The sequence below is a fragment of the Silvimonas amylolytica genome (assembly GCF_014645555.1).
Classification (GTDB): Bacteria; Pseudomonadota; Gammaproteobacteria; order Burkholderiales; family Chitinibacteraceae; genus Silvimonas; species Silvimonas amylolytica.
Genome location: NZ_BMLY01000001.1, coordinates 200,763 through 226,325 on the forward strand (window position 1 = coordinate 200,763; position 25,563 = coordinate 226,325).

Genomic DNA, 25,563 nt, shown 5'->3' on the forward strand with positions numbered 1-25,563 from the left:
GGCGACGGTGCTGGTTTATTCGGTGGGGACCGGCGGAAGCGGCTGACCGGGTTTATCCCAACCCATGAAATGGCGCAGTGTTATCACAAAAGCCAACCCCGTCAATACGAAGGTGCCAGCAAACCAGCCCTCGCCACCCGCGCGGTAGATAGCCTTGAATATCTCGATCCCGACCGCGTAAATGCCCATCATGATCAGACCCAGCGTCGCCGAAACGGTCCCCTTGGCCACATCGCTGGCAAACAGGGTGAGCCGGAAAATGCCGGCATTACCCAGACCAAGACCAAAAGCATACAAACCCAGGCCGATTGCCATGCCTTTGAAATGGGTTTCGAACAGCAGAGTCAAGGACAGGGCCAGCACAGTACCTGCAAACACCAGTGTGCCGCCGACGCCAATCACCCGGTGAATTGGGAACCGATCACCAAGGGTCGCCAATGCAATGTTGCCTGCGATCAGTGCGCCAAATACGGGCAACTGCCACAAACCGTAATCCAGGGACGAATAATGTTCGCCCTCCATGATGATGACCGGCGACTGACCAATCCACGCCAGCAGTGGCAACCCAGCCATGGAGATCGCCATGACGCCAGACATGAAGCGGCGATTGGTCAGCACGGCTTTGTAATCCAGCCAGACCGAATGATAAGAGAATGGCGTTTTGCTGCGCGGTGCGGTCTCTGGCATGGTGAAATACAGACCAACACCCGCCACTGCGGCCAGACAGGCAATGGCTACAAAGATCATGCGCCACGTGGTAAATGCCATCAGCGCCGCGCCCGTCAGCGGACCAATCAGTGGCGCAAGGAGCGCCACATTGGCCATCATGGCCGTTACCTTGATGGCTGTTTTTTCTTCAAAGGCCTCCTGAATGGCCGCGTAACCGACGGCAACCAGGAAGCACATGCCCATTCCTTGCAAGAAACGCAACGCAAGGAACACGCCCATGTTATTGGCAATCAAGGCCGCCAGACACAACGACACAAACCAGACGACACCGCCCAGCATCACAGGTCGCCGACCAATGCGATCCGACAACGGCCCCAACAGCCATTGCAAAGATGCGCCACCAATCATGTACAGCGTCATGGAGGTGGGCACCCATGCTGAGCTAACGCCAAACTCCTGCGTTACGTGCAGCATGCCCGGCAAGATCATGTCGTTGGCAATGTAAGTGGAGAACTCATACAGCACGAGGCACAGCGGGAACAGCATGGCCCCGATATGCAGGCGGGAGATAGGCTTGTGTTGCATTTGTCATTATCTTTGGCCGGGTGCGAACCCGCCGGTAAAAAAGCAAAAGGCCCGCAATGCGCGGGCCTCTCTGGCTCAATCAAACCAGTGGATCTCGGTACACAAAACCCAGCGAAGCCGTGCCGGCAAGGCGTGCAAAGCGCAGTCAGCAGAGTTTTGCAGGCCGAGATCAGTCTTCGCGGCGCATTTGGGGAAACAAGATCACATCACGGATACTCGGCGAGTCTGTCAGCAGCATCACCAGACGATCAATGCCGATACCGCAGCCACCAGTCGGGGGCAGGCCATATTCCAGTGCACGGATGTAATCGGCATCGAAATGCATGGCTTCATCATCACCCTTGTCTTTGAGTGCCACTTGCGCCTGGAAGCGAGCGGCTTGATCTTCCGGATCATTCAACTCGGAATAACCGTTGGCGTGCTCACGACCGACCATGAAGAGCTCAAAACGTTCCGTAATGCCGGCCTTGGTATCACTGGCGCGTGCCAGCGGCGAGACTTCGGCCGGATAGTCGATAATGAACGTCGGCTCCCACAGTTTTTCTTCGGTGGTTTCGTCAAACAGCGACAACTGCAGGCCGCCAATGCCATCGGTCAACACCGGCTTGGCGCCGAGGCGCGCCAGTTCCGCCTTGAGGAACGCGCGATCGTGCAGTTGTTCCTCTGTGTATTGAGGGTTGTAGTGGCAAATGGCCTGCGCAATGGTGAAGCGCGCAAACGGCTTGGACAGATCAACTGTCTTGCCTTGATATTCGATCACGGTATGACCGCACACTTCTTTGGCGGCAAAGCGGATCACGCCTTCGGTCATCTCGATCATGCGATGGTAGTCGGCGTACGCCTCGTAGAACTCCATCATGGTGAACTCGGGATTGTGCCGCGTGCTCATGCCTTCGTTACGGAAGTTGCGGTTGATCTCGAATACACGCTCCATGCCACCCACCACCAGACGCTTGAGGTAAAGCTCGGGCGCAATGCGCAGGTACAGCGGCATATCCAGTGCGTTGTGATGCGTCACAAACGGCTTGGCCGTGGCGCCACCCGGGATCGGGTGCATCATCGGCGTTTCAACTTCCAGATACTGCTCACCGGTCATGTATTCACGGATCTTCTGGACAATGCGCGAGCGTTTGATGAAGGTGTCACGTGCCTGTTCGTTGGTGATCAGGTCAACATAGCGTTGACGATATTTCTGCTCTTGATCGGCCAGACCGTGAAACTTGTCCGGCAGCGGGCGCAGCGACTTGGTCAACAGACGCAGCTCGGTCACCTGAACCGACAATTCGCCCGTTTTGGTTTTCATCAGCGTGCCCTTGGCACCCAGAATGTCGCCCATGTCCCAGGTCTTGAACGCCGCGTAAACGTCTTCACCGACGCTGTCACGGCTGATGTAGAACTGGATACGACCAGACACGTCTTGTACGGTGGCAAAGCTGGCCTTGCCCATGACACGCTTCAGCATCATGCGACCAGCCACACTCACGATCACGTTCTGCGCTTCGAGTTCTTCTTTTTCTACGCCATCGAACTTGGCGTGCAGGTCGCCAGCGACGTCCGCACGTTTGAAATCATTCGGAAAGGCCGGACCTTTTTCGCGCAGGGCAGCAAGCTTGGCGCGGCGCTCGGCCATGATCTGGTTTTCGTCCTGGACAACCACTTGTTCTTGTTGATCGCTCATTTTCTTTTCCGTTATGTCTATGCGCCCGCTGGCGCGACCAAGAGTGAGGTGAGGGCGCTTAAACGCCTTGCTTCAGGCTGGCTTCGATAAAGGCATCGATGTCACCGTCCATCACACCCTTGAGGTTGCCCACTTCGTAACCGGTACGCAGATCCTTGATGCGGCTCTGGTCGAACACGTAGGAACGAATCTGATGGCCCCAGCCAATATCAGATTTGCCGGCTTCCAGCTGCTGCTGCGCTTCCATGCGTTTGCGCAGTTCAAGCTCATACAGCTTGGCGCGGAGCATTTGCCATGCTTCATCACGATTGCGGTGTTGCGAGCGGTCGTTCTGGCACTGCACCACAATGCCGGTCGGAACGTGCGTCAAGCGGACGGCGGAATCGGTCTTGTTAATGTGCTGACCACCCGCGCCAGACGCCCGATAAGTGTCGGTGCGAACGTCCGCCGGATTGATTTCGATTTCGAAACTGTCATCCACTTCAGGATAGACAAACACCGAGCAGAAAGAGGTGTGGCGGCGAGCATTGGAGTCGAACGGCGACACGCGAACCAATCGGTGCACGCCAGTTTCAGTGCGCAGAAAACCGAACGCGTAATCGCCCGTCAACTTGATAGTGGCACTGGTAATGCCGGCCACTTCACCTTCAGACACTTCCATGACTTCAACATTGAAGCCCTTGCGCTCACCATACCGCACGTACATCCGCAGCAGCATGGATGCCCAGTCTTGCGCCTCTGTCCCGCCTGCACCGGACTGGATATCAACAAAGCACGGCTGCGGGTCCATCGGGTTGGAGAACATCCGGCGGAATTCGAGCGTCGCGATTTCCGCCTCCAGCTCAGCCACGTCGTCAGACACGGCATTGATGGTGTCCCAGTCTTCTTCGCCCCGGCCCATGTCAAATAATTCTTTGGCGTCGGCTACGCCGTTGACCACTTTATCCAGCACCAGTACGACGGCTTCCAGCGCCTTGCGCTCGCGGCCGATTTCCTGGGCTTTCTTGGGATCGTTCCAGATTTCTGGCGACTCAGACAGGCGCACCACTTCTTCCAGCCGGTCCACTTTGGACGGGTAGTCGAGGTAACGTTTGAGTTCGTTGGCGCGTTCACCCAGATTGGTGAAGCGATTTTCGATCTGGTTAAGCTGTTCGGCTTCCATGCTCGATCAATTCATTCGGTTCGGGAAACCTGACATTCTAGCAGGGATGCACCCCAAATCAGACGCACTAGACGTGAAAAATAAAAAAATCCGGCAGCGAACCACCGGATCAAAAGGGTGTGGGCCACCCGTAAGCCACATGCCGAGCACCGAAATCCGGTGCTCGCGACTGGCAAAAGCGTCATTCATCCATCAATCGGTGACGGGCTTCTCGCAGTGCCGCCGAAATCATCGCCAGATCAGTTGTGCTTGCCTTCAACTCTTGCAGCATGCGCTGCCAGGCCAGCACGGCGCCGTCATGCGCAGCTTGCCAGGCCTGCAGTCGATCCTCGACCATCCCGCCATCCCCTAGCCATGCCTGATCAACCAGTCTGGCATGAAGTCGCTGCAGGTCATCCCGCGCAGCCAGCCGGGCCAAGGCTTGCCATCGGTTTTCACGTGGCAGCCCTTCAATGGCTGCAGTCATCCAGTCAAAGCCCAGCAAAGCGTCCAGCTGCAAATACAATTGCAAACGTTCAGTCAATGCGCCACGCAATCCATCGTCACGCCCCAACTCCAGCAATGGACCGGCATACTCTACGGCCAGCACGCGCGCAGCCAGGTCAAGCGGTACACCTTGCGCCACCCAATCATCACGCCGGGCGTGCGCCCGCTCCGGGTTGGCCAGCCACTGCGTGAGTCCCGCTAGCGCATTGCGTACGGCATCAGCAAAAGCCGGATCTTCTGCAACCTCAGGCGCTTGCAGTACCCAGCGTGTCGCTCGCTCGGTCTGGCGTCGCACAATTTGCAGCAAGGCATATTGCGTCACGGCAGAAACCGAACCCGGCAGTGCTTCAGCAGCTAGCGCGAGGCACTCACTACCCAGCAAGGACTCTGTCACGGCCAACGCCTTGATGACCTGAGCCGGATGACGTTCTGCCTCTTCGCTCAAACGAAACGCAAAGGTAATGCCCTGGCGATTCACTGCATGATTGGTCAGCACAGTGGCGACAATTTCGCGACGCAACGGATGATCAGCGAGACGACTACCAAAGCGCTCGACCAGCAACCCCGGGAAATACTCTCTCAGCAACCCGTCCCACTGCGCGTCGTCTGGCAATTCACTGTTGAGCAAATCTTCGCTCAGCACCATCTTGGCATAAGCCAGCAACACCGCCAGCTCTGGCCCGGTCAAACCACCGCCAGCCTGCTGTCGATCGAGACACTGACTGTCGGTGGGCAGGTACTCCAGCCGGCGCGAGAGCTTGCCACGCCCCTCCAGTTGCTGCATGAAGCGCTGGTGTACCGTCAGCAACGACGCAGCCTGCTCAGCCTCCAGCGACAATGCCAGTGTTTGCAACTCATTGTCGCGCAACACCAATTGGCCGACGTCGTCCGTCATCTCAGCCAGCAGGGCGTTGCGCTGCTTGAGCGTCAGATCGCCCGCACTCATGATCCGGCCCAGCAAGATCTTGATGTTGACCTCGTGATCGGAACAATCCACGCCAGCCGAATTATCAATGGCATCGGTAAATACGCGGCCGCCAGCCAACGCATACTCAATCCGGCCCAACTGGGTCATACCCAGGTTGCCGCCCTCACCGAACACTTTGCAGCGCAGGTCACGACCATCCACCCGCAAGATGTCATTGCCACGATCATTTGCCTCCGCCTGCGATTGCGTCGACGCCTTCACATACGTGCCAATGCCACCGTTGTAAATCAGGTCAACCGGGGCACGCAGGAGCATATGAATGAGCGCAGTGGGCTCGAGTGCAGATACATCCACCTGCAACAGATTTTTGATCTGGGCGGAGAGCGGAATACTCTTGGCAGAGCGTGACCAGACGCCACCACCTTCTGAAATCAGACTCGCATCGTAATCCGCCCAGGATGAGCGGGGCAGGCCGTAAAGCCGCTCACGCTCTTTGAAAGAGGCTTCCGGGTCCGGTTCGGGATCGATAAAAATGTGGCGATGATCAAACGCCGCCACGAGCCGCGTCGCCCGTGATCGCAACATGCCGTTACCGAACACATCCCCCGACATATCGCCAATGCCGATGACCGTAAACGGATGCGTTGCCACGTCGATACCCAGCTCGCGGAAGTGACGCACAACAGAAACCCATGCACCTCTTGCGGTAATGCCCATCTTTTTGTGGTCATAACCCACAGAGCCACCACTGGCAAAAGCATCATCCAGCCAGAAGCCATATTCCTGCGCCAGCCCGTTGGCCACGTCAGAGAACGTCGCAGTCCCCTTGTCTGCGGCGACCACCAGATAAGGATCATCCTCATCCCGACGGTGTGTGTGCGTTGGCGGTACCACTTTGCCATCGACCAGGTTGTCGGTCAGATCCAGCAATCCGCGAATAAAGCCCTTGTAGCATTCAACGCCACGCGCCAGCCACGCCTCACGATCTGTCGGCGGGTTTTTGACGATAAAACCACCCTTGGAGCCCACAGGCACAATCACCGTATTCTTGACCATCTGCGCCTTGACCAGTCCCAGCACCTCAGTCCGGAAATCATCTCGCCGATCAGACCAGCGCAGCCCGCCGCGCGCCACCTTGCCGCCACGCAGATGCACACCTTCTACTTCTGTGGAGTAAACAAAAATCTCGAACAACGGCGCTGGCTGCGGCATGCCCGGCACGCGCGCAGAAGCGATTTTCAGTGAAAGATGGCCGCGGGGCGAACCGTCTGCGGTTGACTGGAAGTGACTGGTGCGCACCGTCGCTTCGATCGCGCCCCGGAAAGCACCAAGTGCTTTTTCATCATCAGCTACGGGCAGGGCGCTGATGGTGCTCGCCAATCGCTCACTGAGCGCATCAGCGGCGACATCATCAAGCGCCGATGGGTCGTGTCGAAGGTAAAACAGCCGTACGAGATCGCGCGCAATAGCGTTGTGGGCCAGCAGGCAATCTGCAAGTGTATCGACGGCGTTGCGCAAATTCAGTTGCTTGAGCCAGCGGGCGTAGGCACGCAGTACCAGCACTTCTCGCCATGCCAGCCCGGCATGCAGCACAAGGCGGTTAAAGCTGTCGTTCTCACTGCGGTTGTTGAATACGGCGCGGAAGGCGTCCAGAAAACGCTGGCGTGCGGTTGCATCCTCAAGGGCGCCGGCAACCGGCAACTGAATGCCAATATCAATAATCCAGCGCGCCCCATCGTCCAGTTGCAAAATATACGGGCGTTCATCCAGTACGCGCACAGCCAGGTTTTCCAGCAGCGGAATGTAATCCGAGATGGCGATATCCTTGCCGTGAAACAGCTTGATGCGCCAGAGCCGGGTGTCGGTATGGCTCGCTGGCGTCAGTGTTGCAGCGAGCGGATTGAGTTCTGATATCTCTTCCAGCGCATCAATGTCATACACAGCAACCCGGGCGCCAAAGTCACTGGTGTAAGCCGGCGGGAAAGCCCGCTGATAGCGCTGATAGCGGGCAGCCCCCAACTCCTCTCCACCATGCTGCAGCAAGCTGCTACGCAACTCATCCTGCCAGCGCTGCGCGATCTGGGCGATTTCCGCCTCGATTTCATGTGCGCTATAAACCGGGCAAATGCCGTGCGGCAACCGCACAATAAAGTGAATGCGCGCCAGCGGCGAGTCGGATAGCCAGACATTAAAATCGCAACTCTCGCCACCCATACGCTCCAGCAACAACTGCTGGATGCGCGTGCGCACTTCAGTGGTGTAGTTGTCCCGCGGCACGTAAAACATGACCGAAACATACCGACGATAAATGTCATCACGGAACAATACCCGCACGCGATTGCGCTCATGCAGGCCAACAACGGCAGAAACAATCCGCGTCAGATCATCCACGCCGGTTTCCATCAATTCATCGCGCGGCCAGGTATCCAGCACATTGAGCATGGCCTTGCCACGATGACCGGACAAATCGACACCGCTTCGTTGCAGTACTGCTTCGATTTTCCGGCGGGCCACGGGCACTTCACGCGGCGGTTGTGTGTACGCACTGGCCGTGTACAGCCCCAGCAGGCGCAACTCGCCAAGAACCTTGCCAGCGGCATCAACACGCTTGACGATCACCACATCCAGGTAGGCCGGACGGTGGATGGTCGATCGTGAGTCAGACTTGGTCAGAATCAACAGCGTCTGCGGGTTGTAGGCGAGGGCGCGCAATTCTGGTGCCAACTGGGCAAACGCGTGAGAGGGCGCCGAGACATTGCCATTGCGCAACAAACCGAACCCGGAATGGGGCTCGCTCATCAGCGCCTCGCCGTCGGCACTGAGTTGATAGTCTCGCGTACCCAGGATGACGAAATGATCATCCAGCAACCACGCAAGAAAGGCTTGCGTCTCGTGGCGCTCTTCTGCATCAACGGACGGCGGATTGACCGCAAGATCATCACGGCACGCCGCGATGCGCGCCTTCATCCGGGGCCAGTCTGCAATCACAGACGCAAGTGTCGTCAACACTTCTTCAATACTGGCCTGCAGGGCACGCAATGCGGCCGGATCGGTCTCTCGATCGATTTCAAAGTGCATCCAGGATTCGGCCGTACCCTCTGCACTCAGGCCAGTCAGCTCGCCTTGCGCATCACGCATCACATGCAAAACCGGGTGCAGTACCAGGTGCACCGTATAGCCCGCCCGGGCCAGCGCCATACTGACGGTATCCACGAGGAAGGGCAGGTTGGGGACGACCAGTTCAATAACTGTGTGTGACGACTGCCAACCGTGCTCTGGTGGCGTGGGATTGTAGATGCGCAGAAGTGGCTGTTCGGGCAACCGGACCTGGCCCAGTCGCTGATGCGCCTGAGCGGCACCCAGCCAGTCTTCGGCCAGATGGGTAGAGAAGTCTTCTTCTGGCAGGTCGGCACACCAGGCCTGCAGGAAAGCCCTGAGACCGCTGTCATTACCGGCCATCAAGAGTACACTTTCGAGAATGCCGGTGGCATGCGTCGGACGGGTTTTGTTTTGAATCATTGCAGCCATCCTTGATCAAAAGCAGGACTGTCATCGAATCGGTACCTGCGGCTGGATAACCGCCACAGATCTGTAGCGACTGTATACGTGGCGTAAAACAGCCGCCAACGGGGTTTCCCGCATTGGGAATAGTCCTGATTCGACAGGGATTCAAGGCTGCGTGATAGTGGCCGACCCGCGCACAACCAACTGGCAGTGAGTTTGTTTCCATCCGTTCTCATAATCGACAGGTGTTCCTTACGAGGCGCTGAGCGGTCGAACGGATATATATAACAATGCGCTAATATGCCTACCATTGCCTGAAACTGTCATTGGAGTGCCTGATGAATTCCGCCCAAGAGGTCCGGGGTAGCCCGACGCCAAACGACACGCTGGTTGCGTGCCGCGACATGGCGCTCAAGCTGCTCACGCAGTCCATGGAGGGGTTCTTTACCCAGTTGGAAGAGACCTTCTTCACGCTGGCTGAAAACACGCACGACAACAAGCTGCGTGATTCGTATTTTGCCGCCCGTTACGAGCTGCAATCGAAACGCACAACCATCCTGACAGCGTTCCGCCAACAGTTTCTGGAAACCTTCGCTCAACGCCTCGAAGGCAAAACCAATAACGGCACCTTTTTCAAGGTCACCCAGTCGCTGGGCGAACTGTCTTTGGTCGCCAATGACGATTACGAAGAAAGCCTGACCGCCAGCGGCGTCGCCAATGCACTGAAAAACTCAGGCGGCGACACACTGCAACAACTGGAACAGCGCCTGGCCCGCCTGATGCCACTGTCGGAAGATGCCGCCGCATCCAACCCGCTCAGCCCCGATGTCATCTGCGAAGCAGTAATGGCTGCATGTCGTGTATTTGAAAGTGGCATTGGCGCACGTCTGGCTGCCATGAAGGCTTTCGAAACCAATCTGTCCGGCCAGATTTCCAAGGTCTACACCGACCTCAACCAGTTTCTGATTCAGCGCAACGTACACCCAGCCCCCTTGCGTGGCGGACAAAGCCGTGCGCCGTCTCGCGCGCCCTATATGGGCGATCGCCAACCCGATGCAGCCGGCGGCGCCCCACAAGGCGGATTTGACCAGGGGCAGTATCAAGGCGGCTACGGCAACCAACCGCAATACGGCGGTTACAGCCAGCCCATGCAGAACTATGCCGTAACCCCGGAACTGGTTGCGCACTTGCACCAACTGGCCGCCGGCAATATGCAACCGCAAGCGCAAAGCTCGTTGCGCCCGGAGTGGTTCGGCTTTCTGAATAATCTGCAGCGTGATCCACCCAATGGCGGCCTGACCGCGAATGGGCAACCGGAAAACCTGCTGAGCGTATTACGCACCACACGCTGGGTAAATGAACTCAACCGCGTTGACACCATGACGTTTGATCTGGTGTCCATGCTGTTCGATCGCCTGTTTGCCGATCAACGCCTGCCCAATGCTGCGAAGGGTCTGCTGGCCCGCTTGCAGATTCCGGTATTGAAAGTATCGATGCTGGATGGCAGCTTTTTTGCCCGCAAAGCACATCCGGCCCGTCAGCTAATTGACTTGCTGGAAGAAGCCTTCCTGGATTACGACGGCGAACCGGACGACACCGATCCGAAATTCGCCAAGTTCAGTGGCGTTGTCGCGTGGATTGCCGACCACTTTGAAGATGAAGTCGGCGTATTTGACACCGCACTGGCCGACATCAAACGCTTCCTGGCCGAAGAAGCCGCCGCACTGGAGCAAAAAGCCAGTGCAGCCGCTGACGATCTATTGCAAACCGAAGTCGCTGAAATTGCCAGCGCTACGGCGACGACGCTGGTACAGAGCCGTCTGGCCCGGGCCGGCGAGGTGCCGCCTCTGGTTGCAGACTTCCTGACGCAATGGTGGGCACCCGCCATGGCCAAATCCTGGGGGCCGAACGGCGAAGCCGACCCGGTCTTTGCCCAGCGCCAGAAAGCACTGGACGACCTCTTGTGGAGCTTGCAAGCCAAGCGTGGCCCGGAAGAACGCCTGCAACTGGTTAACTTGCTACCAGGCATGCTCAAAGTGCTTGAGCAAGGCGTGACCGACGTCGGCATGGATCAAACTTCTTCACGCGCGTTTTTCTCCGAACTGGTGAATTGCCACGCTTCTGCCATTCGCACCGGCTTGCGTCAGTCCGCCATGGAGCCGGTTGCGGCACCTGTACTACCACCGCCGTCAGCACCACAGGGCGTGGGCGCCAGCGTGACCATGCACGCCATGCCGCAGGCCATCGAAACCGCCCCGGCTGTTCATATCGAGCCGGCGATTTCGTTCGCTGCAGCAGTGGCCGAAGCAGCCGCGCCAGCCACGGACGACAATAATTCCCTGCCCAAGCGGGGAGAGTGGCTGTCATGGACAACGGATGACGGCGAAGAGCGCCGGCTGCGTCTATCCTGGGTTAGCCCGCTGGGAACACGTTATTTGTTCACCAATCGCACAGGCGAAAATGGCCTGACCCTGACCCGCAGCGACCTGGAAATGCATCTCGCCAGTGGCCGTTTGCAACGTTTGCAACGCGATGGCTCCGCCACCGAACGGGCACTTAACCAGCTCAAGGAACAACTGGTCGCGTAAGTCAGCGAGCACCCTGATAAAAGCCCGGCCATGCCGGGCTTTTTGTTGGGCGGCATCTGGTAAAATGCGCCGATGATCCGACTCAAATCCCTGACACTGCGGCGCGGCACCAAGGTTCTGCTTGATCGCGCCGAGCTAACTCTTTATCCCGGCAGCAAAGTGGGTGTTGTAGGCGCCAATGGCGCTGGCAAATCCAGCTTCTTCAGCCTGCTGCGCGGCGAGTTGCATCCTGACTCTGGCGATCTGGAACTCCCGCCACGCCTGACCATCGGCCACGTTGCACAAGAAACGCCGGCTCTGGCGTGCAGCGCACTGGACTACGTTCTGGATGGCGACACAGAACTACGCGACATCCAGCGCGAACTCGCGGCGCATGAAGGCGACGGTCTGCAGCATGGCGAACTTCTCGCACGCCTTGACGCCGTTGACGGCTACACCGCACAAGCGCGCGCAGCCCGCCTGCTATCCGGCCTCGGCTTCTCGCAAGACGAGATGAGCCGGCCAGTCTCGGATTTCTCCGGCGGCTGGCGCATGCGCCTGAACCTGGCCCAGGCATTGATGTGCCGTTCCGACATCCTGCTACTGGACGAACCCACCAACCACCTGGATCTGGAAACCGTGGTCTGGCTGGAGAACTGGCTACGCAGCTATCAGGGTCTGCTGTTGATCATCTCGCACGACCGGGACTTCCTGGATTCCACCATCAATGCCATCCTGCATGTGGGTGACGCAGCGCTGACGCTGTACACCGGTAATTACGAAGATTTCGAGAATCAGCGCGCACAAAAACTGGCACAACAACAACAAGCGTTCGACAAGCAACAGCGCGAGATCGCGCACCTGCAAAAGTTTGTTGACCGCTTCAAAGCCAAAGCTTCCAAAGCCCGCCAGGCGCAAAGTCGCGTCAAAGCACTGGAACGCATGGAGCGCATCGCCGCCGCACACGTCGATTCACCGTTCACTTTCACGTTCCGGGAACCGGAATCCAGCCCGAACCCTCTGGTGCGACTGGAAAACGTCAATGCCGGTTATGCCGTGGAGTCACCGATTCTGCGCAACCTGAATCTGAGCCTGCAGAACACCGCACGATTGGGTTTGCTAGGCGTGAATGGCGCAGGCAAATCGACCCTGATCAAGACATTGGCAGCGGAACAAGAACTGCTCGACGGCAAGCGCATTGAAGGAAAGGGCCTGAAGATCGGCTATTTTGCGCAGCACCAGGTTGACGCGCTCCGCCTGGATGAATCCCCGCTGTGGCACATGCAAAAACTTGATCCGGATACCCGTGAACAAGAATTGCGCAACTTCCTGGGTGGCTTTGACTTCCGGGGCAACATGGCCTCCGATCCGGTCGGGCCATTTTCTGGCGGCGAAAAAGCACGCCTGGCGCTGGCACTCCTGATCTGGCAACGCCCCAATCTCTTGCTGCTGGACGAGCCGACCAACCACCTGGACATTGAAATGCGCCAGGCGCTGACGCAGGCGCTGCAAGACTTTGAGGGTGCAATCATCGTGGTTTCTCACGATCGCCACTTGTTGCGTGCCACCGTCGATGATTTCTGGCTTATCGAAAGCGGCACCGTACGCGCGTTCGATGGCGACCTTGACGACTACACGCGTTACAGCCAGGAAGTGCGCGCCAGCCAGCAAACGCTCAGCGAGACGCAGTCTGCCAGCACAGACGGTGAAATCAAGGTGGATCGCAAGGCGCAAAAACGTGCCGAAGCAGAAAACCGCCAGCGGCTTGCTGTGCTCCGAAAACCGTTGGAGCAACAGCTGGCCAGGATCGAAAAGCAGATGGGTACGTTAACTGCGGAGAACGAAGAGTTGACCGCAAAACTGGCCGACGAAGCCATTTACGACCCGGCCAGCAAAGACGCCCTGCAAACCGCGCTAAGGCGCAAGGCAGAAGTCGACGCCCAGCTTGAAGAGGTGGAAATGAACTGGCTGGACATCTCGGGAAAACTTGAAGAAATCACTATTGATTAGCAGCACAAATCATTGTTTTAAATGCACTTTTAAATGAAAAATGGCGACCCTTCAAGGGTCGCCGTTTTCACATTTGGTTGCATGATTGTGACATCGCTTACTGTATTGCCATCAACGCAGCCCTCATTCTGGCCGTTAATCAAGTATGCACGCCCGCAAAAAGAGGACTGCCAAAATGATCCGATCTCACTTGTTGTGCAGCCTGGCACTCATCGCAAGCCTGCTTGTCGGCCAAGCCCTGGCAGATGATGCGCCTACTGAAGTTGCCCGACTCAACGACGCAGAAGGCAACGTAACCTTTGCGCCCGCTGGCAGCAATGACTGGGCATATGCCCCCATCAATCGCCCAATGACCACTGGTGACCAGCTCTGGGTTGATCGTGGTGGCCGGGCCGAATTACACGCGGGCTCAACCGCTTTGCGTCTTGGCGACCAGACCAGCATGTCTTTTCTGGCACTGGACGACAACAACACCCAATTAAAGGTTACCCAAGGCACGCTTGGTCTGCGGGTACGTTCCCTCTACAGCGGGCAGCGCATTGAAGTCGACACCCCAAATCTGGCCTTCACCATCAACACACCTGGCGACTACCGTCTGGACATCAACCCCAACGACAACACCACCAGGGTCACTGTGCGGCAGGGCAATGGCACCGCGCTGGGCAGTAATGGCAACAGTTTCAACCTGCATGACGGGGACCAGGTGAGCTGGGGTGGCACTGAACTGCAAGAGTTGTCTGCCACGGTCAATCCACCCCACGATCAGTTCGATCAGTGGGCACAGGGGCGCGACCGCCATGAAGACACCTCAATCAGCGCACGCTATGTGCCACGCGAAGTAACTGGCTACGAAAGTCTGGACGACAACGGCACTTGGCAAACTGTTGCCGACTACGGGCCGGTTTGGGTGCCGCGCACAACCATCGTCGGCTGGGCGCCATATCGCTTCGGCCATTGGGTATGGATTGCACCGTGGGGCTGGACATGGGTGGATGACGCACCGTGGGGGTTTGCACCATTCCACTATGGGCGCTGGGCCTATCTGGGCAGTAGTTGGTGCTGGGTTCCGGGCCGTCCAGTACCGCGTCCGGTCTATGCACCCGCCCTGGTCGCATTTGCCGGTGGCATTAACGCCTCGGTTCATATCACCATTGGTGGAGGGCCCGGCGTCGCCTGGCTACCGCTAGGCCCTGGCGAGGCATACCACCCAGCCTATGTCAGCAGCCCGACTTACATTACCAATATCAACCGGACAACGGTCATCAATAACGTAACGGTGAACAAAACGGTATACGTCAATCAGGCCGCGCCCAACGCCATCAATGGCATGGCAGCCAATAATTTTGTCCGCGGCCAACCCGTACAGGCTGCCGTAGCCAACTTCAAACCGCAGCAATTCACTCATGCGCAGTTCAACAATGCGCCGGGTGTAGCACCCGTCGCACAGAGCGTGATCGGCAACGCCAGGCCGGCACCGTCCGTGCATGACATCAATGTCAATCGGCCAGTCATCAGTACGCGCACGCCACCACAGCCGTTTGCCTCTCGTGACGACCTGGCCAACCGCTATGCCGCGCACGCCGCCGTACCAGGTGCAGGCCCTGCGCTAGCGAGCCGTGCAAACACACCAGCAGCGCAGGTCAATATTGTGAAGGGCGGAGATGCCCGACCAACAAATACCACACCAGCCCAGCCGCAGCGTGGTCAGCCGCAAGAGCAGCGTCCGGCGCCCGCACCAATCAATAACGTGCCACACCCGCCCACCAATCTGCACGATCAACCGACCGTACAAAACCATCCAGTGGCAGCAGCGCAAGCGCACGAGCGCGGCAACCCGCTTCAACAACAAACAGAACAGTCGCGGCCGCAGGAACGCACGCAGCAACCCCAGCAGTCCCAGCAGCCACAACCCCGGCAGCAAGACGACGCGCCTCGGCCACCCCAGGCAACAACCGGGCAGCCGACAGCCCATGAGAACCGACCAACCCCGCAAACCAAACCCCAGCAAGGTCATGCCGAAGGCCACCACCAGCCCTCACAACAACATCGACCACCGCCCAAAGAAGAGACGCAACAACACAAGGACCAATGACGGTCATTCCGGCAGGACAGTTCGGCCCCTTACACGGGCCGAACCAAGCCAGACACCTGCCGCAGCAACCGCCATACCCAACCACATCAGCGCTGACACATCTTCACCAAAGACCAGCCAGGCGATCAGAGCAGTTGTTGGTGGCACCAGAAAAAACAGCCCTGACACCTGACCGGCTTCACCATGGCGCAATAGCCACAGCAAAATGCCGATCGCGCCAATCGAAACAACTAGCGACACCCAAAGAAGGGCGAAGACAAAGGCGCCATTCCAGACAATGGCACCTGGCTCCGTGAGGGCGACCGGCACAAGAATCACCAAAGACACTGCATAATGCACAAAGGAAGTCGCCGTAACATCCACGCCAGCGCAGAATCGTTTTTGATAAACCGTACCCAGACTGATGCTAAGTAGCGCCATGAGACAGAACGCCACACCAGCGACCGTAATCACGCCCTGACCCAACTTTCGCTCGACCACCAACAACACACCGGCCACACCCAGCAGCAATCCAAACCACTGACGCAGATCACGCTTTTCATTCAGCACTGCACTCGCCGCCACACCAACCACGACAGGCTGCAAGCCGGCAATCAACGCCACCATGCCCGCAGAAAGTCCATGATGCATGGCCTCGAATACCCCGGCAAAATACCCGGTTTGCACCAGCAAGCCGGCAGCGATGACGTGACGCAATACGCCACCCCGCGGCCATTGCACTCGCAGGAACGGGGCAGCCAGAGCCAGCAGTATCAGCACAAGCGCAAAACGCACCACCAGAAAATGCATGGGTGGCGCCCATGGAATACCAAAGCGCGCTCCGACAAAACCGCTACACCAGAGCAATACAAACAAGGCGGGGGCAACACGGGCGAAACGATGCGTAGTCACGGTGCAGCAAAATCAACTGGTCGAGAGGGCGTTGATCGTACCCGCTCATTGCCCCACGTGCCGTACAGTCAGCGCCCGCACAGCAAAAAAGAAACACCGGCCAATAAAAAGCCCCGGCAACCCGGGGCTTTTTTCTTGCCAACAGCAAAACAAATTATTTGGAAGCCGCCTTGGCAGAGGCTTGTGCCTTGGCAACAACCTCTTCCACAACGACGTCACGCTCATAAGCTTCCACATATGGGCGGCCATAGTAGCTATCCAGCAGCACTTGCTTGAGTTCAGAGATCAGCGGATACCGAGGATTGGCGCCGGTACACTGATCATCAAATGCTTCTTCGGCCACTTCTTCCAGCTTGGACAGGAACAAGGCCTCCGGTACACCGGCAGCTTGAATCGAAGCCGGGATACCCAATACACCCTTGAGTTCCTCGATCCAGGCGATCAGTGCCTCCACCTTTTCATCGTCGTTCTTGCCGGTAAAGCCCAGATGCTCGGCGATGTCGGCGTAACGGCACTTGGCCATCGGGCGATCATATTGACTGAACGCGGCTTGCTTGGTCGGGATATCCACCGAGTTATAACGCACCACATTAGAGATCAGCAGCGCGTTGGCCAAACCGTGGGCCAGACCAAATTCAGCACCAATCTTGTGAGCCATGGAGTGACAAACCCCCAGGAACGCGTTGGCAAAGGCAATACCGGCAATCGTCGCAGCATTGTGAACTTCTTCCCGCGCCTTCGGATCCTGTGCACCATTGGAGTACGCCGAAGGCAGATACTGCTTGAGCAGTTTCAGCGCTTGCAGACCTTGCGCATCCGAATACTCGTTTGCCATCACCGACACATACGCTTCCAGTGCGTGAGTCACGGCATCGATACCACCAAAAGCAGTCAGGCTCTTGGGCATATCCATGATCAGGTTGGCATCCACAATGGCCATATTCGGGGTGAGTTCGTAGTCGGCAATCGGGTACTTGATGCCGGTTTTCTCATCCGTCACCACAGCAAACGGCGTCACTTCAGAGCCGGTACCGGAGGTGGTCGGGATCGCTACAAGCTCGGCCTTGATCCCCATTTTCGGGAACTTGTAGATACGCTTGCGGATATCCATAAAGCGCAGCGCCAGATCCTCGAAGTGGACTTCCGGGTGCTCGTACATCACCCACATGATCTTGGCCGCATCCATCGGGCTACCACCACCCAATGCAATGATGACATCCGGCTTGAACACGTTCAGCGCATGAACACCCTTGCGGACCACTTCAAGCGTCGGGTCAGCTTCAACCTCATAAAACACTTCAACTTCCATGCCCATCTGCTTGAGTGTGCGAATGGTTTCGTCGCAATGGCCATTATTGAAGAGATACGGGCCCGTCACGATCGATGCACGCTTTTTGCCAGCGAGGTCTTCCAGCGCAAAAGGCAAGCAACCACGACGGAAATAGATGCTCTTCGGGACCTTGTGCCACAGCATGTTCTCGGCTCTCTTGGCGACGGTTTTCTTGTTGATCAAATGCTTGGGGCCGACGTTTTCAGAAATCGAGTTACCACCCCATGAACCACAACCGAGCGTCAGGGACGGCGCCAGCTTGAAGTTATACAAGTCACCGATACCGCCTTGAGACGAAGGTGTGTTGATCAAAATACGGGCGGTTTTCATCTTGTCGCCAAAGTATTTGATCCGTTCTTCCTGTAAATCCTGATCGGTATACAGGGCAGAGGTGTGTCCGATGCCGCCCAGCGCTACAAGCGCTTCGGCTTTTTCAACCGCATCGTGGAAATCTTTGGCGCGATACATAGCCAGCGTCGGCGAGAGTTTTTCGTGTGCAAAGGCCTCTTCTTCGCCCACGGACGCCACTTCACCAATCAGCACCTTGGTGTATGGCGGCACTTTGACCCCGGCCATCTCTGCAATCTTCACTGCAGACTGGCCGACGATCCCGGCATTCAGACCGCCGTCAATCAAGATGACTTTGCGGACCGCTTCGGTTTCTTTCTTGTTGAGGATATAACCGCCGGATTTGGCAAAGCGGTCACGTGCAGCATCGTAGACTTCATCCACAATGATGACGGACTGTTCAGAAGCGCAGACCACCCCGTTATCGAACGTCTTGGACATCAAAATGGAGGCCACCATCCGCTTGATGTCGGCGGTTTCATCGACCACCACTGGCGTATTGCCTGCGCCCACGCCAATAGCAGGTTTGCCGGATGAATAAGCAGCACGCACCATGCCCGGGCCACCCGTGGCCAGGATCAGGTTCACGTCTTTGTGATGCATCAGCGCGTTGGACAACTCCACGGACGGCGCATCGATCCAGCCGATAATGTCTTTCGGCGCACCAGCGGCGACCGCGGCTTCCAGCACCAGTCGGGCAGCTTCACACGTGGCTTTTTTGGCGCGCGGGTGAGGGCTGAAGATAATGCCGTTACGTGTCTTGAGGGAAATCAGCGCCTTGAAAATGGCGGTGGAGGTCGGGTTGGTGGTGGGCACAATCCCGCAGATAATGCCGATCGGCTCTGCAATGGTCATGGTGCCGTACACATCATCTACAGACAGTACGCCGCAGGTTTTTTCGTCCTTGTAAGCGTTGTAGATGTACTCGGAGGCGAAATGGTTCTTGATTACCTTGTCTTCCAGCACACCCATACCCGTTTCCGTGACGGCCATGCGGGCCAGCGGGATGCGGGCATCGGCGATCGCCAGTGCGGCACTGCGGAAGATTTCGTCTACCTGTTCTTGCGAATAGGTAGCAAACTTCTGCTGAGCTTTCTTGACCCGCGCGACCAGTGCATCAAGTTCCTGAATGTTGGTTACAGCCATTGTGAACCTCCTTGAATGAATTCCCTTTGCAGCACTTGCAGCTATGGTGCGCTTTATGCAAAAAGCATGCTGCCAACTATTTACCGGCATCCATATTGAATAGTTGCATCAGGCCTAAACAGCCAGTTCCGGGCGATAAATAGTCATTTCGGCGTATACGATATCGTCATTGCGCATCGCAAAATTTGATCTGTCTCAGTACTTGATCAACTTACGAGAAAGAACTAAATATCCACAGCGCGGTAAGACACACCTGGTCATATACTGGAAAATTTTTCAGGAAAAACACGGGTACGGCAGGTTTGCCGAAAGTCGTGCAGACAGCACGGGCAAGGCGGGAAAGAGGCGGGATTGTGGATGAGTATTGGCGCAATTTTGTAATAAAACAACGCTAAAAATGCCGTAGTCACAGCGAGTTTTGTTTCATTTTTCTCAAGCAAGGCATGTCAGGCTTGCGCAGGCAAATGAGGGAGTAGCTTGTCGAGCGTCACTGGATAGTCCCGAACCCTTACACCGCAGGCGTTGTAAACGGCATTCGCCACAGCCGCGCCAGCCCCGCAAATACCGAGTTCACCAATACCTTTGATCTTGAGCGGATTCGCCTTGTCATCCACCTCGGGCAAGAACACAACCTCCAGTGGAGGTACATCCGCATGAGCCGGGACGTGATACTGCGCCAGGTCATGATTGCTGAAAACGCCCGTCTGAAGATCTGGCGCAGCATCTTCCATCAAAGCCGCGCCAATACCGAAAGTCATGCCACCCAAGGCCTGCGAACGCGCGGTCTTTTCGTTCAGGATACGGCCCGCCGCAAATACCGACAGCATGCGCCGAACGCGAATTTCACCAGTGTCCGTATCGACGCCGACCTCAACAAAATGAGCCCCAAAGGCATGCTGGGAGAACGCCTTGCCCGTTTCTCCCGGGCCGATGTCGCCGGTCGCCTCGACACCTTCCGCCCCCGCCAACGATGCCAGACTACGGCTTTGCCCCGCGTCACTGACCATGCCATTGGCGAAAATCGCTTTGTCCGGGTCATAGCCGGCCAGGGCAATCAGCTTCTGCCGCAACGCCTCGCAGGCTTCAAATGCGGCGGAACCGCCACTTGCAGCGCCAAATGATCCACCTGAACCCGCCGCAGCAGGAAACTCCGTATCGCCCAGCAGCATCTTCACGCGATGCGGCGGAACGCCCAGCATTTCTGCCGCGATCTGGGTAAAAACGGTGTAGCTACCCGTACCAATATCGGTCATCGCCATTTTCACGGTAACCACGCCATCTGCATCGATGCGAGCAAGAGCGTGAGAAGGGCGCAAAAAATTACTACGGATTGCTGCCGCCATGCCCAGCCCGACCAGCCAACGGCCGTCCCGCACCTGACCGGGTTTGACCTTGCGCCGATCCCAGCCAAATCTGCGCGCACCCTCATCCATGCACGGAATCAGTTGTCGCACGGAATAAGGCACGTGCCGCTCAGGGTCTTGCGTCGGCTCATTGCGACGTCGCAATTCAACGGGATCAAGACCGAGTTTTTCTGCCAGTTCGTCCATGGCGCATTCCAGCGCCAGCAAACCGACCGCCTCGCCGGGCGCTCGCATGGCGGCGGCGACCGGCAAATCCAGCGTCGAGAGTCGGTGCGCGGTTTTGCGATCAGGTGCGGCATACAGTGCACGCGTTTGTGTTGCAGCAGCTTCGTAGCTATTTTCGCCTTCCGTATTGCCACTCCAGCTTTCATGCGCAATGGCCAGTAAATGGCCATGTTGATCAGCCGCCAGCCGCACCCGCTGGATCGTCGCCGAGCGGTGCGTCGTAACATGAAAAACCTGTTGTCGCGTTAGTGCCAGCTTCACGGGTCTTTGCAGGCGTCGCGCAGCGGTAGCCGCCAGAATGGCATCGGCCTGCACCTGCAACTTCGCACCAAAGCCGCCGCCGATATAACGACTTACTACTCGCACCTGGCTTGGGTCGACCAGGAAAGTGTGCGCGATGGTTGCTTGCGCCTGGGTCAGCATCTGATTGGACGTATACAGGGTGAGCTGATCACCATGCCAGACCGCCAGCGTGGCATGCGGCTCCATCATGGCGTGAGACTGATGCGGCGTGGTCCAGGTCTGATCGACCCGCACCGGCGCACCGGCAAAAGCCTGATCAAAGTCTCCCAGCGTCGAATCAGGCGGCTGCAAGCCGGGGCGGGGCATGCGTGCGGCAGGGCGGGCCGCTGCCAGATCATAGACACCGTGCACCGGCTCATAATCCACTTGCACCAGCGCAGCGCCAGCACGGGCAGCCTCGAAGCTTTCCGCTACAACCAGTGCCACTGGCTGGCCAAAATGCAGAATTTTGTCATCCACCAATTGTGGCGCGGCGCCCACCTCTTTTTTGCCTTGCTGCGGCATATCTCGCCAGGTCATCACCAGCTTCACGCCTGACAAACGTTCGGCGGCGCGGCTATCAATATTGCGGATGCGCCCCTTGCCCGTAGTAGATGTCACGACGAAACCATACAAGGGCGGGCCTGCCTCGGTGTACTCATAGGCATAAGTCGCCTGACCAGTCACCTTGAGATGACCATCAACGCGATCCAGCGGCTTGCCAATCAACCCCTGGCGGTTATCGTCAATCGGGTTGCGGCCGGCAGGACTGGACATTTGCATGATGGGCTCCCGACTCAGACCTGGGTCAATACCGCATGCAACGTGCGGCGTGCGAGATCAATCTTGAAATCATTGCCGCCGTGGCCTTGCGCACCGGCAAGCAGCGCATCTGCAGCCTGATGGATATCGCCGCCTGACAGCGCTTGTTCGGCCGCTGCGACGCGCCATGGCTTGGGCGCAACCCCGCCCAATGCAAACTTCGCCGAAGCAATCTGGCCGTTCTGTTTATCGACAATTGCGGCGACTGCCACCAGCGCAAACGCATAAGACGCACGATCACGCACTTTGCGATAGATCTGCACGCCTTTCACGGGTGGCGGCAGCACCACACTGGTGATCAATTCGCCGGGCACCAGATTATGGTCCTGCTGCGGAGTATTACCTGGCAGGCGATGAAAGTCCGCAATCGGGATCACCCGACGCTGGCCATCGGCATTGATCGTTTCGACTTGCGCGTCCAGCACACGCATGGCGACAGCCATATCCGAGGGATGCACGGCAATACATTGCTCGCTACCGCCCAGTACGGCATTCATCCGGTTTTGGCCATTCAGGGCGGCACAGCCGGAGCCTGGCTCGCGTTTGTTACAGGGCAAGCCAGGCGTATAGAAGTAATTGCAGCGCGTACGTTGCAACAGATTGCCACCGGTCGTGGCCATATTGCGCAGTTGCCCGGACGCCCCGGCCAGCAGCGCCCGGCTGAGTACCGCGTAATCACGCCGGATCCGCATATCGGCAGCCAGATCACTGTTACGCACCATGGCGCCAATGCGCACACCACCTTCCTGCGTCGCTTCAATCTGGTTTAGCGGCAAGCGGGACACATCAACGAGATGCACCGGCTTTTCGATCTGCAATTTCATCAGATCAAGCAAGTTGGTGCCGCCCGCAATAAAGCGGGCACCTGGTTGCGCTGCAGCGCGGGCAGCAGCAGCGGGGTCGGCAGCGCGCTCATAGGTAAAGGGGGTCATCCAGCGCCTCCTGCCACTTCCTGAATCGCCGCAACAATATTTGGATAGGCTGAGCAGCGGCAGATATTGCCACTCATGCGTTCGCGCACTTCGGCATCGCTCAAGACCGTACCCGCAACGAGATCCGCAGAGACGTGGCTTGGCATGCCGGCGCGCACCTCAGCCAGCATGCCCACTGCCGAGCAAATCTGACCACAGGTGCAATAACCACACTGAAAGCCATCATGCCTGATAAAAGCCGCTTGCAACGGATGCAATTGCCCGCCGTGCGCCAATCCTTCAATCGTGGTGATTTCATCACCGTCATGCATGATGGCCAATGCCAGACAACTATTGATACGCCGTCCGTTCACCAGCACTGTACAGGCGCCACACTGGCCGTGGTCACACCCTTTTTTTGTGCCAGTCAAATGCAGATGCTCTCGCAACAAATCCAGCAGTGTAGTGCGGGTATCGACGGTGGCATCCATACGATGCCCGTTGATGACAAAACGGGCAGGGCGCGTTGGGGGCGGGGCGATCGGCACGCGCTGGTCGGCTGCCAACGCATTCACGGAGACCGGAACACCCAGGGACGCCAGCGCCGCACTGGCTTTGAGTAGATTGCGGCGAACCGGATCAGCCGGACGATCTGGCTGGTTCATCTCCGCGCCCCGGACCATGAGCTGACCCGTGCATCGTCACGCCAGCGCGACGCATTGGCGGGAATGCGCGTCCGGTCCATGCGTGCCAGATCGTCTCGTGTGTCGATATCCAGATGCACGCCAGGGTCGGTTACTGGCAAGAACTGAGCGGCTGCGGCATCACGCTCGATAATGAACCGGGCACCGGCATCACCCTGCAAGACACTCAACTGATTGAAGTAGTGCCCCGCGAACCCGACCGGATGACCACACTGACCGTTAAAAGTCGGCACCACCAACGCACTACCAGCAGCCAGCCGCCGCACGACTTGCCGTATCGTCCCGGGTTGAATAAACGGCATATCGGCGAGCGCCACCACCCAGCCTGCAGCATGTGACGTTTGCTGGACGGCATGCGCCAGACTATCGCCCATACCTGTTTCATCATCACCATAGACCAGCACATGCATGCCAGCCGCTTCCAGTAGATATCGCAGCAAGGCATGGCGGGGCGATACGACGGCCACTGAATACGGCACAGCGTCGATCAGATTGACCGCGCTACGCACCCCAAGCCGACTACCGTCTCCCAGCGGGTGCAACAATTTGGGCGACCCGAACCGACTCGCGCGGCCCGCTGCGAGCAGCACCCCGACCAGACCATGTTGATTGGCAGGCTGGTGGGCCGCGTCTTCATGATGCTCTAGATGTTTCATAATGGAGTTTCCACGACAGCGTCGCGATGAATGGCACCCTCACGGGCATGCAATTTACCGCCCGCATAGCCACCGAGCGCGGCTTTGATTTCGGCCAGAATGGCCAGTGCAACTTCCTGCGGATTTTCTGCCCCGATATCCAGGCCGACCGGATAATGCAATACACCTGCATCGACCAGTTTCTCTGCCTTGCCCCGTGCCCCGATCTCTTCCAGCAGCCGTTCTGTCCTTGCGCGCGGGCCAAGCTGACCCAGATAGCACGGAGGCACCTCAAGAAGCTGCTCCAGGATGCGCCGATCTTGCTCGTAACTATGGGTCATGATGACGGCAACACTGCCGGGCGTGATACCGGCCGAGGCAATCACATCATCCAGATCGAGGACATTCACCTGATCCACACGGGCAAACCGGCTGCGGCGAGCAAAATGGCTGCGGCCATCCGTCACGACAGTCACCCAACCCAGATCGGTCGCCATGTGCGCCAGCGGCACAGCATCATGCCCGGCACCAAAGATCACCAGATGCGGCGGAGGGGCCAACACCTCCAGAAAAAACTCGACTTCGCCGCCATTGACCAGATAACTACTCAGGCGAGACGCATTTTCATCCAGCGCCGCTTGCAAATCCGTGAAGACGCGCTCTTGCAGATTGCTATCGCCCAGATCGCCAGAACGGATCCCGTCCGGCGCGATAAACAGGCGCTGCCCCACATCCAGAAAGCTCACACCACTGCGGCCAATCACCACCGCACAAACAGCTGACTGTCGTTGCATGGCGATGGACTGCAGCCATTGCCACTGTGGTGAGCGTTCGCTGAGGTGTTCCAGCAAAACGTAAACGGCCCCGTTACAGCCCAAACCGAAGGCCCATTCGGCCTCAGCGCCGGCACTCGTGTCATAGCGGCACACCACAGGTGCGCCACCGGAAGTTAGCCACCAGGCCTTGCGGACAATCTCGGCCTCCAGACAGCCACCACTGACGGTGCCGGCATGCTGACCATCGGCACATACCAGCATGCGCGCACCCGGCCGGCGATAGGCAGAGTTTTCTACCTTCACCACTGTCGCCAACACCACGTCTTCACCCCGCGCAAAGGCTGCGCCAATGGTTTCGACCATCTCTGGAACCGTGTTCACAATGACCTCCGCACGCCAGCCCGTATGACACTCTGAACCACGCGCCCCCTTGCGGCCGTCAGTCCTG

The 25,563-nt window shown here is 57.8% G+C and carries 14 protein-coding genes; 3 read left to right on the forward strand and 11 right to left on the reverse strand.

Annotated features, from left to right (window positions below):
* Positions 1-15: 15 nt before the first annotated feature.
* From IEX44_RS00940 to IEX44_RS00955, 4 genes are all read right to left on the reverse strand, one after another.
* Complete coding sequence (locus tag IEX44_RS00940) at positions 16-1,254, reverse strand: MFS transporter (RefSeq protein WP_188687789.1); 1,239 nt, start codon at positions 1,252-1,254, stop codon at positions 16-18.
* Positions 1,255-1,423: 169 nt separating this feature from the next.
* Entirely contained in the window at positions 1,424-2,932 is a 1,509-nt protein-coding gene (gene lysS / locus IEX44_RS00945; protein ID WP_188687791.1) for a lysine--tRNA ligase, read from the reverse strand.
* Positions 2,933-2,990: 58 nt separating this feature from the next.
* Complete coding sequence (gene prfB / locus IEX44_RS00950; RefSeq protein ID WP_188687793.1) at positions 2,991-4,094, reverse strand: peptide chain release factor 2; 1,104 nt, start codon at positions 4,092-4,094, stop codon at positions 2,991-2,993.
* A gap of 181 nt (positions 4,095-4,275) precedes the next feature.
* Positions 4,276-9,027 (reverse strand): NAD-glutamate dehydrogenase, encoded by a 4,752-nt coding sequence (locus tag IEX44_RS00955; RefSeq protein ID WP_188687795.1) that lies wholly within the window; start codon positions 9,025-9,027, stop codon positions 4,276-4,278.
* Positions 9,028-9,350: 323 nt separating this feature from the next.
* Between IEX44_RS00955 and IEX44_RS00960 the strand changes: the two genes are divergently transcribed.
* The 3 genes from IEX44_RS00960 to IEX44_RS00970 all read left to right on the forward strand — a co-directional run bounded on the left by IEX44_RS00960 (position 9,351) and on the right by IEX44_RS00970 (position 15,681).
* On the forward strand, positions 9,351-11,600 hold the full coding sequence (locus tag IEX44_RS00960; RefSeq protein ID WP_188687797.1) for a DUF1631 family protein: 2,250 nt from the start codon (positions 9,351-9,353) through the stop codon (positions 11,598-11,600).
* A 72-nt stretch (positions 11,601-11,672) separates the two neighbouring features.
* Positions 11,673-13,589: an ATP-binding cassette domain-containing protein gene (locus IEX44_RS00965; RefSeq protein WP_188687799.1), complete on the forward strand. Its 1,917-nt coding sequence runs from the start codon at positions 11,673-11,675 to the stop codon at positions 13,587-13,589.
* 175 nt (positions 13,590-13,764) lie between these two features.
* Positions 13,765-15,681 (forward strand): DUF6600 domain-containing protein, encoded by a 1,917-nt coding sequence (locus IEX44_RS00970; RefSeq protein WP_188687801.1) that lies wholly within the window; start codon positions 13,765-13,767, stop codon positions 15,679-15,681.
* 3 nt (positions 15,682-15,684) lie between these two features.
* On the opposite strand, the gene IEX44_RS00975 is transcribed toward IEX44_RS00970, so the two are convergent.
* The 7 genes from IEX44_RS00975 to IEX44_RS01005 form a co-directional block, all read right to left on the reverse strand.
* Positions 15,685-16,572 (reverse strand): DMT family transporter, encoded by an 888-nt coding sequence (locus tag IEX44_RS00975; RefSeq protein WP_188687803.1) that lies wholly within the window; start codon positions 16,570-16,572, stop codon positions 15,685-15,687.
* Between the two features lie 154 nt (positions 16,573-16,726).
* Positions 16,727-19,396 (reverse strand): bifunctional acetaldehyde-CoA/alcohol dehydrogenase, encoded by a 2,670-nt coding sequence (adhE, locus tag IEX44_RS00980; protein ID WP_188687805.1) that lies wholly within the window; start codon positions 19,394-19,396, stop codon positions 16,727-16,729.
* Positions 19,397-19,842: 446 nt separating this feature from the next.
* Positions 19,843-22,050 (reverse strand): xanthine dehydrogenase family protein molybdopterin-binding subunit, encoded by a 2,208-nt coding sequence (locus IEX44_RS00985; RefSeq protein WP_188687808.1) that lies wholly within the window; start codon positions 22,048-22,050, stop codon positions 19,843-19,845.
* 14 nt (positions 22,051-22,064) lie between these two features.
* Complete coding sequence (locus tag IEX44_RS00990; RefSeq protein WP_188687810.1) at positions 22,065-23,021, reverse strand: FAD binding domain-containing protein; 957 nt, start codon at positions 23,019-23,021, stop codon at positions 22,065-22,067.
* On the reverse strand, positions 23,018-23,665 hold the full coding sequence (gene paoA / locus IEX44_RS00995; protein WP_188687812.1) for an aldehyde dehydrogenase iron-sulfur subunit PaoA: 648 nt from the start codon (positions 23,663-23,665) through the stop codon (positions 23,018-23,020). Before paoA ends, IEX44_RS00990 begins: the two co-directional genes overlap by 4 nt.
* Entirely contained in the window at positions 23,662-24,360 is a 699-nt protein-coding gene (locus IEX44_RS01000; RefSeq protein WP_188687814.1) for a nucleotidyltransferase family protein, read from the reverse strand. Before IEX44_RS01000 ends, paoA begins: the two co-directional genes overlap by 4 nt.
* Positions 24,357-25,496 carry an XdhC family protein gene (locus IEX44_RS01005; protein WP_188687816.1) on the reverse strand — a complete coding sequence of 380 codons (1,140 nt, stop codon included), beginning with the start codon at positions 25,494-25,496 and terminating at the stop codon, positions 24,357-24,359. The genes IEX44_RS01000 and IEX44_RS01005 overlap by 4 nt, the downstream gene beginning before the upstream one ends.
* Between the last annotated feature and the right edge of the window lie 67 nt (positions 25,497-25,563).